Origin of the sequence: Lutibacter sp. (assembly GCF_013139515.1) — a bacterium.
Classification (GTDB): domain Bacteria; phylum Bacteroidota; class Bacteroidia; order Flavobacteriales; family Flavobacteriaceae; genus Lutibacter.
The window spans coordinates 24,264-39,908 of sequence record NZ_WTAR01000114.1 but is presented as its reverse complement, the minus strand read 5'-3'; the positions used below and the strand labels follow the sequence as shown (position 1 = coordinate 39,908).

Sequence of the window (15,645 nt, the reverse complement as noted above, 5' to 3'; positions counted from 1 at the left end):
AAATTATAGTATTATGAATGTAAAAGATATATTAAATAACCTAGAAACTAAACATCCGGGTGAACAAGAATATTTACAAGCAGTGCATGAAGTATTAGAATCTATTGAAAGTATTTATAATGAAAACCCACAGTATGAAGCTGCAAAAATTATTGAAAGATTAGTAGAGCCTGACCGTATTTTAACGTTTAGAATTTCTTGGGTTGATGATGAAGGTGAAGTTCAAGTTAATTTGGGACATAGAGTTCAATTTAACAATGCTATTGGCCCATATAAAGGAGGTATTCGTTTACATCCAAGTGTGAATTTAAGCATTTTGAAATTTTTAGGTTTTGAACAAATTTTTAAAAACGCACTAACAACATTACCAATGGGTGGTGGTAAAGGTGGATCTGATTTTAACCCAAAAGGAAAATCTGATGCAGAGATTATGCGCTTTTGTCAAGCCTTAATGCTTGAATTATGGCATCTTATTGGTCCAAGCACTGATGTTCCTGCAGGAGATATTGGAACAGGTGGTAGAGAAATTGGTTTTATGTATGGTATGTACAAAAAATTACAAAGAGAAAATACCGGTGTTTTCACTGGTAAAGGGTTAAATTGGGGAGGAAGTTTAATTAGACCTGAAGCTACAGGTTTTGGAGCTGTATATTTCACAAAAGAAATGTTAGATACTAAAAACGATACGTTTAAAGGAAAAACTGTTGCTGTTTCTGGTTTTGGAAATGTTGCTTGGGGTGTTGCTTTAAAGGTAACTGAGCTTGGTGGTAAAGTTGTTTCTATTTCTGGGCCTGATGGCTATATTTATGATGAAGCTGGTTTAGATGAAGATAAAATTGATTATTTATTAACACTTAGAGCATCTAATAACGATATTGTTTCTCCTTATGCTGAAGAATTTCCTGAAGCTAAATTTGTACCAGGTAAAAAACCTTGGGAAGTGAAATGTGATATTGCAATGCCTAGTGCTATTCAAAATGAATTAAATGGTGATGATGCTGCATTATTAATAAAAAATGGTGTACGATACATTGCTGAAGTTTCTAATATGGGTTGTACTCCTGAAGCTATTGAATTATTTCATAAAAATAAATTACCATTTGCACCCGGAAAAGCTGCAAATGCTGGAGGTGTAGGTGTTTCAGGACTAGAAATGTCTCAAAATGCTATGAAATTAAACTGGACAAAAGAAGAAGTAGATGCTAAATTACATCAAATAATGTCCTCAATTCACGTGGCTTGTTCTAAATACGGAACTCAAGATGATGGATATATAGATTATGTAAAAGGAGCAAATATTGCTGGGTTTATTAAAGTTGCAGATGCAATGCTAGATCAAGGTATTGTTTAATAAAAAAATCTTTAAAAGGCTTGCAAATTTGCAAGCCTTTTTTTTATGAAATTTATATTGTAATTATCTAAGCTAGATTACGACTTATGTGTTAATTCATTTATTCTTTTGAATAAAAAATTAACCAACCAATGACTTTAGTTTTTCACTTCATTTTAGGATTCACCACTTCATTTTTAGGTACTTTAACACCTAGCATGTTAAATATGACCGCTGCAAAAATTAGTTTACATAAAAGTAAATTTGATGCTATTAAATTTGCAATAGGTGTTTCAATTGTTGTATTTCTTCAAGCATATGTAGCCATTTTATTTACAAAGTTTTTACGTGGAAATCCAGATTTTGTACAATCACTTCAAAAAATAGCAATGGTGATTTTTGCACTATTGTCATTTTATTTTTATCGTCAATTTAAAAAAGATAAAGCGCCAACTGAAGCTGTAAAAGATAAAGCAGGTAACAGTTTTGTTGTTGGTTTATTACTATCAGCATTAAATATGTTTTCAATACCTTTTTATTGTGGTGTTACAACAGCATTAGATGTTGCAGGATGGTTACAGTTTTCTCAACAAAATATTTTAATTTTTGTGGTTGGTTCAGCATTAGGAACTTTCGCCTTACTTTATATGTACGCAAATTTCGCGAAAGTAATTCAGTTAAAATCTAAAGGCTTGGCTAAAAATTTAAACTTAATATTAAGTATTTTAACATGTGTATTAGCTGTAATTACTTTCATAAAAATAGTCTAAACTAACTCATAAGAAATGGAAAAATCAACAATTAAACAGTTATATATTTTTGGAATTTTAGGGTTTATTGGTGCAATTGGTGTTGGAGTTGGAGAATTTTTATTGCATTATTCGCCTAATGGGATTGGCTATGATGGTATTAATTTTGAGTTTTTTAATCAAGTATCTTTAAGCCGGTTAACTCTTGGGCATTTTGTTGCTGTATCTTTTGTACCGTTTTATATTGCAGGCTACTATCATTTATATTTAGTATTTAAACAATACAACCCAAAAATTGCAATGGGTATTTTCTCTTTAGGTATTATTGCTTTTATGATTGGTGGTATGTGGATTTCTTCACGAGCACAATTGGGATATTTAGTACATTCAATAGCTAAATTTCCAAATGATGCCGCTTTGCAATCGTTAATAGAAGTTTACAAAAACCACGCTGAAATTTTAGTAAAATCATTACGAATATGGGTTGCAGCTATTTCAGTATTGTTTGTAATTCCAATTTTAAAAGGCAATACTATATATCCAAAATGGATGGCCATTTTTAACCCAATAGTTATTTTATTATCCGTTTTAGTAATTTATACTATTGCTCCTTCAATAGGTTTTATTATTGGGCCAATTGCTATGAATGTGGTACACTTTATTGTATTTGGACTGTCATTAATTATTATAAGAACCAAACAAAAAACTTTATAAAATGAAAAAAATTAAATGGGTTTTACTGTTAATAATCGTATTAATTGGAACTTTATTAACTTATTTTTGGAAAGACACTACAAACCCGTATGTTGCTATGCCACTTTCAGTGAAAGGTTGTGACTTAACTGTTGCAGATCATTTAATTCCAAAGTTTGAAGAAATAACCATCAATTTTAAACATCAATTTAATGATGAAACCAGTTTGCCTGTTTTAGGTTCTTGCTTAATTGATATAAATAATGATGGTATTGATGAACTTTTTATTGGTGGCGGAAGTAGCCAACAAGATGGCTTATTTCAATATGAAAATGACACATTTAAAAATATTTCTAAAGATGTAAAATTACCTTCAAAAACAGGAAACACATTAGGTGCTGTTTCATACGATTTTAATCAAGATGGATTTACAGATATTTTAGTAACACGTGATACAGGTGTTTTTGTTTTATTAAACAACAATGGTACTTTTTCTTCAGAAGAAATAAATGTGCAATTAAATGAAAAATCAACGGCAATTTCTTTAACATTAGGTGATATAAACCAAGATGGATTTATAGACATGTTTGTTGCTGGTTACATTAAAAAAGAGCTGATGGAAGGGCAAACTATTTTTAATGATTTGGCGTATGGTGGTTCTAGCGTGTTGTTGTTGAATAATGGAGATAATACCTTTACAGATATAACAAAATCAGCAGGTTTAGAATATATTCATAATACGTTCCAAGGCATTTTTGTAGATGTAAATAAAGACAGTAAACTAGATTTAGTAGTAGCTTATGATACTGGAGAACCAAGAATTTACATAAACCAAGATGGAGTTTCTTTCACATTAAAAAATAATCCGCTAACTGGAAAATATTCATACCCAATGGGAATTGCTTTAGGAGATTATGATAACAATGAAACGGTTGATTTCTTTTTTTCAAACACAGGAACTTCAGTACCAAAAATTTTAGCAAAAGGAGATCTAACAGAAGGTCAAGAATTATTTACCGATTGGATTTTATTTAATAATGATGGAACTGGTGAATTTAAAAACACAGCCAAAGAAACTAATATTGCTGAATTTGAATTTTCATGGGGCGCTATTTTTGAAGATTTTAACCTTGATGGTAAACAAGATTTGGTAGTTGCTGAAAACTATATTGCATTTCCGCCTCAAGCTTTGTTTAAATTACCTTGCAGATTTTTAGTGCAGTTAGAAGATGGAGCTTTTGCAGCAACAGAACAACAAGCAAATGTTGAAAATAAAAACTATGCAATTACGCCTTTAAGTAGCGATTTTAATAATGATGGTTATCCCGATTTGGTTTATGCTAATTTAAATGGCGAAGTAAAAGGGTTTATGAATAATGGTGGAACAGCAAACTATTTAAAAGTAAAAATGAAAGATGCTGTTAACTTAATTGGCGCAGCAATTACTATTAATACAGAAAACAGCTCACAAACAAATTACAATGTTATTGGAGAGGGTTTATGTAGTGATCAATCTAATACCTTAATTTTTGGTTTGGGCACTCTAGAAACTATTACTTCAATTGTTATTCATAAAACAGATGGAACGAATCAAACTATTGAAAAGGTAGCCATAAATACAACCATTACTATTGATGAATAATAATTTTATAATGAAGAGAAAAGTAATTGATTACAGTATTTATCTCGTTTTTATTTTTGGGTTGTTAGGCGCTGGAAATTTAGCATATCATGAATTTTTAAAAATAGGAACTTGCCCTAAATTAGGTATAATTCCAGCTTGTTATATTATTTTTTCTTGTTTATTAATTCCTTTTATTGCTCATATTTTAACTAAAGGAAAAGTCATTTACTTTGTATTTACAGGCACAGCCTTGCTAATTGCAACTTACGCAACTATTGGTCAGTTATTTGGAAATGTACAATGTCCAAAAACCGAACATGGTTTTCCAATGTGTTATATTTCTTTTATAATTTTCGCCAGTTTAATTTCATTAAAATGGATACTAATCAAAAAGAAATAGTAAAGTTTTGTAGTTTTATAAAGTGAACGAAAATGTACAACATCGTAAAATAATTCATATAGATATGGATGCCTTTTTTGCATCTGTTGAACAATTAGACAATCCTGAATTAAGAGGTAAACCTGTAGCTGTTGGAGGTGGTGGAGAGCGTGGTGTTGTTGCAGCAGCAAGTTATGAAGCGCGAAAATTTAATGTTCGTTCGGCAATGAGTGGTGTAATAGCCAAAAAGAATTGTCCACACTTACTATTTGTAAAACCTCGATTTGAGAGATATAAAGAAATTTCTCAAAAAATACGCGCTATTTTTTATGATTATACCGATTTGATTGAGCCACTTTCATTAGATGAAGCTTATTTAGATGTTACTGAAAACAAAAAAGGAAATCCATCAGCAAGTTTAATTGCAAAAGAAATAAGACAACGGATTTTTAATGAATTGCATTTGAATGCTTCCGCAGGAATATCAAACAGTAAATTTGTTGCTAAAATTGCTTCTGATATTAATAAACCAAACGGACAAAAAACTATTCCACCAGAAGAAGTTCTTTCTTTTTTAGAAGAATTACCTATTGAAAAATTCTTTGGAATTGGGAAAGTAACTGCTGCAAAAATGTACAGTTTAGGAATATTTAACGGGGAAAATTTAAAAGATAAAAGTCAGGAATTTTTAGCTCAGCATTTTAAAAAATCTGGTAGTCATTATTACAATATTGTTCGCGGAATTCACCATAGTGAAGTAAAACCAAACCGACTTAGAAAATCAGTTGCTGCAGAACATACATTTATAAAAAATTTGACTTCTGAAATATTTATGCTCGAAAAATTAGAAAAAATTTCAGCCGAATTAGAACAACGATTAATTCATTCAAAAGTTTCAGGAAAAACCATCACTTTAAAAATAAAATACAGCGATTTTAAAACACAAACTCGCAGTAAAACAGTGCCCTATTTTGTGAAAGACAAAACAATTTTATTTGAAACCGTTAAAGAATTACTTTTTCAAGAAAAAGTAATGAACTCAGTACGTTTGTTAGGAATTTCAGTTACTAACTTAAATATTCATTCAAAAAAAATTGAAAAAGCAATTGATATTCAGTTAAAATTTGAGTTTTAACAATTAGTATATCATTCTTACGTAGAAAGAAATCTAGTTTGTGGATCCCGATCTACGTAAGAATAATAACGGTTTAGTGTTGAGGGTTTTAAGAAAACAAGTAATCTTATTTCGCTTTTTTCAGTCTCTTTTCTGCTTTTTTTTCTTTTGGAGTTTTAGCCGGTTCTTTTTTAACGTTTTTCTGTGAATCTCTACCTTTTGCCATGATATTTTCTTTAAATGTTTGTAGTTTGTGTTAGTTCAAATTTAAGCAAAAATTTTATGAGGCGTTGTGCTTAAGTTTATAATTTAATTATTTCTTTTCTAAAAATTAAATTATAAACTAAAATAGTCTCCACAATAATGCCTTTATGTTGTAATAAATTAGTTTGTCGATTTTAAATTAAGTATAAAATAATATATTAAAAATCCTCCATTTTATAAATCACATTTCGTTCTTTTAAATAATTTAAAACATACTTAAAACACTCTTCATGTTTTCCAAACAACTCAGGAGGAAAAACACCTTTTTCACTAAACAAACCATCTAAAAACATATTGGCAGCCGCAGTTGCGGTATAACCAGTTGTACGCGCCATAGATGAAGTTTGAGTATCAGCACAATATTCATCGTGTAAATTATAAACAATGGTTTTATTTTCTCCTATTTCATTGGTTCCTTTAAGCGTTATTCGCATCACAGTAAGTTCTTCTTCAGTATCGCCTAGTTTCCATTCGTTAAATAAGATTTTTGAAGAAAATTCTAAAGGAGAAACCTCAGTTCCGTTAATATTTATTGTTTTTTCATTAAAAAACCCACTTGCTTTTAACACTTTTATATATTCAATATGATTTGGGTAACGCAATGTTTTTTCTTTCATATTTTTAATATGAGGCATCGTAAAAATAATAGAACGTAATCCGTCAGAATTAAAGGATTCAAGTGTTCCAACTCCATCAAAATTCACAAATTCACAATCTGATAAAGCTTCTTTTACAATAATATGACTGTTTTCAACATAACGAGCCGGACGCGTATATTCTTCAATAACATCAACAGGTGAAAAAGGTGCTTTATAACTAAAAGGCCATTTTTTTACTTTTGGTAAACCACCAACCAGACATTCAAAATCGGTTAATTTTAATTTTTCATTGTAATACCCTAAAATTATATTTCCCATTCCTGGAGCTACTCCACAATCTACAATAGCGGTTACATTTTTTTGTTTTGCGAGCGTATCTAATTCTAAAGAATTTTCAGGGAAAAATGAAATATCAACTACATTTTTTTTAGCTTCAATAATAGCTCTCATAGTTTCAAAACCTAAAAATCCAGGCACCGCACATATTACCAAATCAAAGGGCTTTATTATTTCTTGAAGTAATTTTTTATCTGTTACATCTAGAATTTCAGGAATAAGTTTGTCACATTTTTTTATAGCTTTTTCTAATGCTTTTTCACTAAAATCTGTGATTGTTACGTTATGTTTTTTTGCCATATCAATAGCCATAGTACTACCAACCATACCGGCACCTAATACAATTATATTGCTCATACTGTTTTTAAATTTAAAATGAATGATGAAATTTTGTTGTAAATAGAAATTCTTACGAACAGGAAAAGTTATGTTAACCTATAAACCGGGAATAAAAACCCAAGGCATTTCAGAAAGGTGTTTTACAGCTTTTATAAACATATGTTAAACATACAAAATTTTAAACAATTTATGTCATGTGATTTTTTTAATACGACTATTAAACTTTTTAGTATTTTAAGTGTCTAAACATGTAGGTATACATAAACCAAACTCTCAAACACCCTTTAAAATAAAAAAACAAGCACTTGTTTTGTTTCTATCAATTTTATTTTTTAACTGTTCAAATTCTGACAATCCTATTATTTATGATACTGTAAATAATGAAGACACTACAGGGAATTCTGATAATGATACAAACCCAAAAGGAATTTACGTTTTAAGCAATGGAAATACAACGGGAAATATTCGTGATTACGATTTTGTTTCGGGTTTTACCTTAAGAATTAATTGGGGAGAACTAGAGCCATCTCAAGGAAATTACAATTACACTACCATTGATGATGCTATTGCAAAATTACAAGACATTAATCAAAAACTAACTTTAGAAGTTTTAGTTTTTAACACACCACAATATGTTTTAGATAGTGCTTCTGAAACTTGGAATTTTTCATCAGGAAGTCCAGTTCCTTGGGATGCATTTGGATTAGAAGCTTGGGGTAATGCAGCTGAAGCTTTAGCAAATCATCAAGTTGCATTAGCTGACGGAACAATGATTCCATTATCTGAACATCCAACTCTTGAATCGGTGGACGCTCCTGTTATGGGCTTATCTGGAATACGAGATACTTCTGGGAAATTGGTTAATTTAGCTTCTTATACATGAGAAAAATTTATTAACGCAATTAGTTAGTGTTTCAGTACACAATATAAGAGAAGCATTTCCAAATAAATATGGTTTCTGACGATACTTATATTATGTTTCAAGCATTAACTTCTTGGACTTCGCCATTTACCGGCGTTGATAAAGTTACAAGTGGAAATCCGGCTACAGGAATTGAATTAGGATATACAAACTATGAAGCAAGATATTATGAATTATATATTTCAGATATCGATAATGAAAGCTTGTGGAATGATATGCGTACTTGGAGCACAGTTCTTTTGAATGAGCAGTAAAACCTAATAATTTTTCCCTTGCCACGTATTTTTTTCAATGAGTTTTTTATCAATTTTAGCAACTATTTCAAAATTTTTAAGGTTGTTCCATTTTGGCGCAATTAATAAACCTTGTGGCGTTTCACTAATAAAGCGTTCAATAATTATATCTGGGCGTAAATTACCGATAAAATCACTTATAAAATCAATGTAATTTTCTGAAGTGAATAAGTTGAAATTCTCAGGATTTCGTTTGTATTGAACTTCCATCACAGACTTTTTTACAATTTGTAAATGGTGTAGTTTTAGAGTGTCAATAGGTAATTTAGAAATTTCAATAGCGTGGTTTAGCAACTCCTCTTTTGTTTCTCCTGGTAACCCAATTATTAAATGAGCACCTAAATGAAACCCTTTGTTTTTGCATTTTTCGTACGTTACTTTAGTTTCTTCAAACGTATGGCATCTGTTTACATTCTCCAATGTTCTGTTTAAAGTACTTTCAACGCCAAATTCTAACGAAATGAAGTTTTTTTCTGATAAAAAAGATAAATAATCAATAATTTCTTCTGAAATACAATCGGGTCTTGTTCCAATAACCAACCCAATAACTCCTTCAACATTTAACGCTTCCTCATACATTTTTTTAAGCGAATCTAAATCGGAATATGTATTTGTATAGGCTTGAAAATATGCTAAATATTGTTGCGCTTTGTATTTTTTACCGAAGAAGAAAATACCTTGTTCTAGTTGCTCTTTAATACTTTTTGTTGGCTCGCAATAATCAGGATTAAACGTATTATTATTACAATACGTGCAACCGCCATATCCTTTTGAACCATCTCTGTTCGGACAAGAAAAACCAATATCTAACGATATTTTTTGAACTCTTTCACCAAATATCGATTTGATAAAAGAAGAGTAATCTAAGTACCTTTTTCCTGTAAAATTCACTTTTTTCATCTGCGATTCAAAATTAAGATTATCTAGTATAATTACCTAAAAACCTATTGGTTATATTTTTTTACTACCTTTCAAAATACTAACTAACTAAACGAATGAAAAAATTCCCGAATGCGCTAGTCATTATGATTGGGTTTATCTTGCTTTCTGCAATTTTAACCTACATTATTCCTCAAGGACAATACGAAAGAATTACCAATCCAGAAACGAATCAGGTAACCGTAGTTCCAAATTCTTACAAATTAGTTGACGCAGAACCAATTTCAATTTTTAAAACAATCGTATCTATTCCCGAAGGAATAGTAGATAGAGCAGATTTAATTGCGCTAATTCTTTTAATTGGCGGTTGTTTTTATGTGATTGAAAAAACAGGAGCACTAAAAGAAGGGATTACATTTTTAACTGTAAAACTCAAAGGAAGAGAAGAAATTGTATTAATATTAGTTTCTATTATTTTTTTAATTGCTGGTGCACTTATGGGTTTGCAAGAAGAAATAATTGCAATGATGCCTGTTTTACTCTATTTAACTTCGCGTTTAGGTTATAACGCTTTTGTGGCAATTGCCATAAGTTTTGGATCTGCAATTTTAGGCGCTTCTTTTAGTCCAATTAATCCGTTTGCAGTTGTAATTGCTCAAAAAGAAACTGGTTTAGAATTTCTTTCGGGAAGTGAATTTAGATTAATAATTATGTTTATTGCATTTGTAGTTTGGATGTTTATGATTATTAGATATGCAAATAAAAACAAAATTGAAAAGCTTGTAGAAAAGAATGAATTGATTGAAAAAGTAAGTGTACGAAGTATTCTAATTTTAATACTTGTTGGGATAGCTTTTGTTATTTTGGTTATTGGAATGATGAAATATAACTGGGGATTTAATGAAATGTCAGCAGAATTTTTCGCACTTGGAATACTAGTTGGTTTAATTGGAAAACTAGGAATGAACGGCACTATTGAAACCTATATTAATGGTTTTAAAGAATTAGTTTTTGCCGCTATGATTGTTGGTTTTGCAAGTAGTATTTCAATTATTTTAAAACAAGGAATGATTATAGATTCAATCATATACGGTTTGTTTAAGCCAATGCAATACTTACCAAAAAGCTTAGCGGCTATCTCCATGATGGTTTCTCAATCTTTGTTACATTTTCCAGTTTCAAGTTATTCGGGTCAAGCCATTTTAACAATGCCCATTTTAGCTCCATTATCTGATTTAATTGGAATTTCTCGTCAGGTTTGTGTATTAGCTTATCAATATGGTGCTGTTATGACGGATTTAATTTATCCAACACAAGGCGCTTTAATGGCAATTATAGCCATTGCAGGAATACCTTTTAATAAGTGGTTTAAGTTCATTTTTAAATTTACGTTGGTAATATTAAGCGTTGGAGCTATAGCAATTGTTGTTGCAGTTTATATTGGTTTTTAAATTTTTTATGAAAATTTATTGAGCTATTTTTACTCTTAAATTATGAAGAATTTCTTAGAAATAAAAATAAAATTATATAAAGCTTGTTTGTTGTTTGTTGAAGAAAAACACAACACTGTTACTTCAATTATTGAATCTAACAAAAAATCCTTGTTTTCCGAAACTAAAAGTTCGGCCGGTGATAAACATGAAACAGGAAGAGCAATGTTGCAATTAGAAATGGAGAAAGCTAGTCAACAATTAGCCTCAATTATTGAAATGAAAGAAGTGTTAGCTAAAATAGAGACTCAAAAAACTTCTAAAATTATCTGTTTGGGAAGTTTAATTAAAACTACCAAAGTAAATTATTATTTAGCTATAAGTGTTGGTGAAATAACTATTAATTCTGTGAATTTTTATGCAGTTTCTACAAATTCACCAATTGGAAAACAATTATTAGGGAAAAGTATTGGTGCTGTTATTCCTTTTAATGAAGCTAAAATTTTAGAGATTTATTAAAACATAGTCTTTACAAGGAACCATAACAACAAAATAATCTATTACTTTTTATATTTAATCATGAGATTGCTTCATTTCACTGTGTTGCATTCACAATGACGTGTTATTATAAGGAGTTTCTCACAACGTAGTCATCTTTTACAAAGAAACAGATTGCCGCAGTTTTTCTCAAAACTTCGCAATGACGTGTTATTACGAGGAGTTTTTCACGACGAAGTAATCTGTTGTGTTTTAGATTTAATATTATCTAATAATTATTTTTTTACTTCCAACAGTTGTGTCTGAAATTATTTTTAAAATATAAATTCCTTGTGCTAAATTAGAAACATTTACAGACTCTAAAGTGTTTCCATTAAAGTTTAATTCATCTGTAAATACACGCATACCAGTATAAGTATATAACTCTATTATAGCTTTCCCTAAATATTTACTAGAAGAAATTTTAAACTCTCCATTTGAAACCGTAGGAAATATTGAAATTCCTGTTTTTATAAAAAAGTCGTCATCTACACCTAATAAAGCATCAAGGTCAAGATTAATGGTAATTATCTGATTTGGTAAAAATCCATTGGTTGCATTGGTAATATCAACCATAAAAGTGTCTATTTCAGTTCCTGGTGCAGTATTGTTGTAAGTAATTAAATTATTATTTATATCGTCTTGTGTAAACGTCTCACCAATAGCAATAAATGCAACTCCATTTTTAAATAAAGTATAAGTTGGAAGTTGGGTAATGGTAAATACTTGTTCTAAAGCAGTAGATCCTGCACTTGTAGCTTCTAACCATAAAGGAACTAATTCAGAACCAACACTACTAGATAAAAAATTATAATCATCATGTGGAAAAAGTACAGAATCTGTAACAGTTGCTGCAACAGCCTCGCAAAGTTCTAAAGACCAACTAACCAAAGTTCCAACATCACCACCAAAAGAGTCCGTTAATGTTAAAGTCCAATTACCCGCAGTATCTTCACCATTAAAACTTGATAACGCATTAACGGGTGTGATTAAACCAGTTATTGGGTACGTACAAGATATTAAACTTCCAGAATCATCAAAAGTTGCATTCAAATTTTGATCACCACATTGATTATCAAACAACGTAATTGTTGTTCCTAACGGAGATTCTAAAGTAACTACTAGATCACTAATAAGATCGTGCGTAATATTTAGAGTTACATTTACATCGCTAATTGTAATACTAGACGCTACATTTAAAACATTTGATATTGAACCAGCATCAGGTATTCCAAGATTAATAGTTCCACTATCTATTGGAGCACCACAAGTATCATCTAATGCTAGAGTTTGGAAATTTTTAGTTGTTGAAATTGTCCCTGGAGCAGCTACACAAGCATTTCTACCTCTAACTCTCCAATAATATATTGTTCCTTGTGTTAATGTAAAATCATTTACCCAAGATGTACCTGTTGTTACTTTTTTAGATTTAACAATTGTTGTAAATCCAGGGTCAGTAGCAATATCTAAAAAATAAAAAGTTGCATTAGAAAAAGCATTCCAAGTAAACGTATGTCCAACAATGGCAATACCTGTAGCGCCATTAACTGGAGCTGTAGTATTAGCAACAACAACAGTAAAATCATCAATTGTTAAAGTAACATCTACAGAGAATGTAGCCGCACCACTACCAGTTCCAAGAACTGTAATTGTATATGTTCCCGGTGCAATACCTGTTAAATTTGTAGTAACCATATTAAAATCTACTGGGCCAACTGTTAAGTCTCCAGAAGGAAAGCTATATATAGCGCCCGCAAGCTCTGGATTGGCTGAAGAAGCTGAGAAAGTCGTTGTTTCATCATAATCAACTGTTGTTGCATAGCTAATTGTGAAAGTTGCAGCATCAATTGTATTACACGTATGCACAGGACTATTGACGGGTGTTAATGTAAAACTCCCGGCCATCACCTTTTCAGGAGCATCAACTTCAATTATTTTATTGTTTTTTCCTACAGGATACGTAGCTATTGCTGTTTCGGTATTTTTATAATACCCAACGCTAGTATTTGTAGCAAGCTCAGTATTTATTTTGGCATAGGTATTTAAGCAATAAACTGTGAGTGTTATTGCTAAAAAGAAACCTAAAAAAGTAAGCGCTTTTTTTAACATTTTTTTCGGGGTTATTATATTGTTACTACGGGGTTAATAGTTCGTTTTTCCATGCGTTTTAAACAAAGATAGGAAAAAACTATGAATTAAATTAGTTATTCTTAAACAACTTTCACTTGTAACACATTGATTTTCTTATAGTTGCGTTAACACGCGCATTATTTATGTGTATTTGGATAGCTATTACACTGAATTTCAACGTATAATTATATTATTTAGATATAACCAAAACATCAATAAATTATATATTATTAACGTTTTAATAATATACGTATTTTAGATAAATTCTCTTAGAATAGCCAAAATTGTAAACAAAAACTAACCTTCATTAAATAAAAACAACTTATTCTTCTTCTATATCTTTCAGTAAAAGTTGTAAAGATGTGTTTCCATTCCAATGGTTTTCATCAATATTAAAAACAGCTTTAAAAGAGTTTCCTTTTTGTGTTAGTTGGTGTTTTTCACCCAAACTAAAACCTATTGCATTATATGTTTTTTGATCTGATCCTTGAAAAATGTTCAATTTTAAGTGAGTTTCATCTGCACCCACTTTTTTCCCATAACCATTATCTCTTAATCCACTAGCTGTAAAAGCAGGTTTCATATTTTGAGGTCCATAAGGTTCAAATTGTTTTAATATTCTAAAGAATTTTGGCGAAATTTCTGATAAATTAATTTCTGAATCTATAAAAATTTCAGGTGTTCTAAGCTCGTTAGGTAACGTGTTTTTTACAACTTCTTCAAACTTTGATTTGAAATTTTCGTAATTTGATGGTTCTAAAGTTAAACCAGCTGCATATTTATGACCTCCAAATTGTTCAATAAATTCTGAGCATTTTTCTAATGCATTATATACATCAAACCCTTTTACTGAACGTGCTGAAGCTGCTAATTTATCACCACTTTTTGTAAACACTAAGGTTGGTTTGTAGTAGGTTTCTATCAATCTAGAAGCCACAATACCAATAACACCTTTATGCCAATTTTTAGCATAAACAACTGTTGAAAAAGTATGTTGTTCCTTATTATCTTCAATTTGTTGCAATGCTTCAATAGTGATGTTTTTATCCAACTCTTTTCTATCTGTATTGTTTTTTTCAATTTCTGAAGCAAATTTAACAGCCGTATCAAAATCCATTTCAGTTAAAAGTTCAACCGCATAATTTCCATGTTTAATTCTTCCAGCAGCATTAATTCTTGGTGCAATAGTAAAAACAACATCCGTTATTGTAAATTTTTCTTTTTTTACTTGCTGAATCATTGCTTTGAAACCAGTTCTTGGGTTTTGATTAATTACTTGCAAACCAAAATATGCTAAAATTCTGTTTTCACCCGTAATTGGAACAATATCAGCAGCAATTGCAGTAGCAACCAAGTCTAAGTATTCAACTAAATTATCAATTGTTTGATTTCTTTCACCAGCCAAAGCTTGAATTAATTTGAAACCAACGCCACAACCACACAATTCTTTATACGGGTAATTACAATCTGATCGTTTTGGATCTAAAACAGCAATAGCATTTGGAATTTCATCTCCAGGACGGTGATGGTCACAAATTATAAAATCAATACCTTTTTCTTTTGCGTATTTAACCTTGTCAACGGCTTTTATTCCACAATCTAGCGCAATAATAAGTGTAATTTCATTGTCTTCAGCATAATCTACTCCTTGGAAAGAAATACCGTAGCCTTCAGCATATCTATCAGGAATATAAGTGGCAATGTTTGGATGAATTGTTTTTAAATAAGATGAAACTAATGAAACTGAAGTTGTTCCATCAACATCATAATCTCCATAAACTAATATATTTTCACTCTCAGAAATTGCTTTTTCAATTCTGGCAACAGCCAAATCCATATCTTTCATTAAATATGGATTGTGTAATTTATTCAAATTGGGCCTGAAAAAATCTTTGGCTTGTTCAAAAGTTTCTATTCCACGATTGACTAACAATTTAGCAATGGTGTTTTCAACTCCTAATTCTTGAGCCAATTTTGAAGTTATTTGAGGATTTATTTCGGATTTTAATGTCCAGCGCATAGCATTG

Annotated in this window: 14 protein-coding genes; 10 read left to right on the top strand and 4 right to left on the bottom strand. The window is 30.5% G+C overall.

The window, feature by feature from the left end; genetic code table 11:
• The first annotated feature begins 13 nt into the window (after window positions 1-13).
• From gdhA to dinB, 6 genes are all read left to right on the top strand, one after another.
• Entirely contained in the window at window positions 14-1,351 is a 1,338-nt protein-coding gene (gene gdhA / locus GQ540_RS10255; protein ID WP_291800692.1) for an NADP-specific glutamate dehydrogenase, read from the top strand.
• 131 nt (window positions 1,352-1,482) lie between these two features.
• Entirely contained in the window at window positions 1,483-2,100 is a 618-nt protein-coding gene (locus GQ540_RS10250; RefSeq protein ID WP_291800690.1) for a LysE family transporter, read from the top strand.
• 15 nt (window positions 2,101-2,115) lie between these two features.
• A complete protein-coding gene (locus tag GQ540_RS10245; protein ID WP_291800688.1) occupies window positions 2,116-2,793 on the top strand; it encodes a DUF6796 family protein in 678 nt (225 codons plus the stop codon).
• 1 nt (window position 2,794) lies between these two features.
• Window positions 2,795-4,414, top strand: a complete 1,620-nt coding sequence (locus tag GQ540_RS10240; protein WP_291800686.1) for a CRTAC1 family protein — start codon at window positions 2,795-2,797, stop codon at window positions 4,412-4,414.
• A gap of 10 nt (window positions 4,415-4,424) precedes the next feature.
• Window positions 4,425-4,796 carry a hypothetical protein gene (locus GQ540_RS10235; protein WP_291800684.1) on the top strand — a complete coding sequence of 124 codons (372 nt, stop codon included), beginning with the start codon at window positions 4,425-4,427 and terminating at the stop codon, window positions 4,794-4,796.
• A gap of 22 nt (window positions 4,797-4,818) precedes the next feature.
• Window positions 4,819-5,910, top strand: a complete 1,092-nt coding sequence (gene dinB, locus GQ540_RS10230; protein ID WP_291800682.1) for a DNA polymerase IV — start codon at window positions 4,819-4,821, stop codon at window positions 5,908-5,910.
• A gap of 401 nt (window positions 5,911-6,311) precedes the next feature.
• Here dinB and GQ540_RS10225 read toward each other — a convergent pair whose 3' ends face one another.
• Window positions 6,312-7,445, bottom strand: coding sequence for a saccharopine dehydrogenase C-terminal domain-containing protein (locus tag GQ540_RS10225; RefSeq protein ID WP_291800680.1), 1,134 nt, complete (start codon window positions 7,443-7,445; stop codon window positions 6,312-6,314).
• Between the two features lie 220 nt (window positions 7,446-7,665).
• On the opposite strand from GQ540_RS10225, the gene GQ540_RS10220 reads away from it, so the two are divergent.
• Window positions 7,666-8,310, top strand: coding sequence for a hypothetical protein (locus GQ540_RS10220; protein WP_291800678.1), 645 nt, complete (start codon window positions 7,666-7,668; stop codon window positions 8,308-8,310).
• 68 nt (window positions 8,311-8,378) lie between these two features.
• Window positions 8,379-8,603, top strand: a complete 225-nt coding sequence (locus GQ540_RS10215) for a hypothetical protein (protein ID WP_291800676.1) — start codon at window positions 8,379-8,381, stop codon at window positions 8,601-8,603.
• Window positions 8,604-8,606: 3 nt separating this feature from the next.
• Here the strand turns inward: GQ540_RS10215 and GQ540_RS10210 are convergent, their stop codons facing one another.
• Entirely contained in the window at window positions 8,607-9,542 is a 936-nt protein-coding gene (locus GQ540_RS10210; RefSeq protein WP_291800674.1) for a TIGR01212 family radical SAM protein, read from the bottom strand.
• Between the two features lie 95 nt (window positions 9,543-9,637).
• Here GQ540_RS10210 and GQ540_RS10205 point away from each other — a divergent pair, with 95 nt between their 5' ends.
• Together GQ540_RS10205 and GQ540_RS10200 are read left to right on the top strand one after the other, a co-directional pair.
• Window positions 9,638-10,972, top strand: coding sequence for a Na+/H+ antiporter NhaC family protein (locus GQ540_RS10205; RefSeq protein ID WP_291800672.1), 1,335 nt, complete (start codon window positions 9,638-9,640; stop codon window positions 10,970-10,972).
• Window positions 10,973-11,014: 42 nt separating this feature from the next.
• On the top strand, window positions 11,015-11,470 hold the full coding sequence (locus GQ540_RS10200) for a 3-oxoacyl-ACP synthase (RefSeq protein ID WP_291800670.1): 456 nt from the start codon (window positions 11,015-11,017) through the stop codon (window positions 11,468-11,470).
• 243 nt (window positions 11,471-11,713) lie between these two features.
• On the opposite strand, the gene GQ540_RS10195 is transcribed toward GQ540_RS10200, so the two are convergent.
• Window positions 11,714-13,597, bottom strand: a complete 1,884-nt coding sequence (locus GQ540_RS10195) for a proprotein convertase P-domain-containing protein (protein WP_291800667.1) — start codon at window positions 13,595-13,597, stop codon at window positions 11,714-11,716.
• A gap of 343 nt (window positions 13,598-13,940) precedes the next feature.
• Complete coding sequence (gene recJ / locus GQ540_RS10190) at window positions 13,941-15,638, bottom strand: single-stranded-DNA-specific exonuclease RecJ (RefSeq protein ID WP_291800664.1); 1,698 nt, start codon at window positions 15,636-15,638, stop codon at window positions 13,941-13,943.
• Window positions 15,639-15,645: the final 7 nt, after the last annotated feature.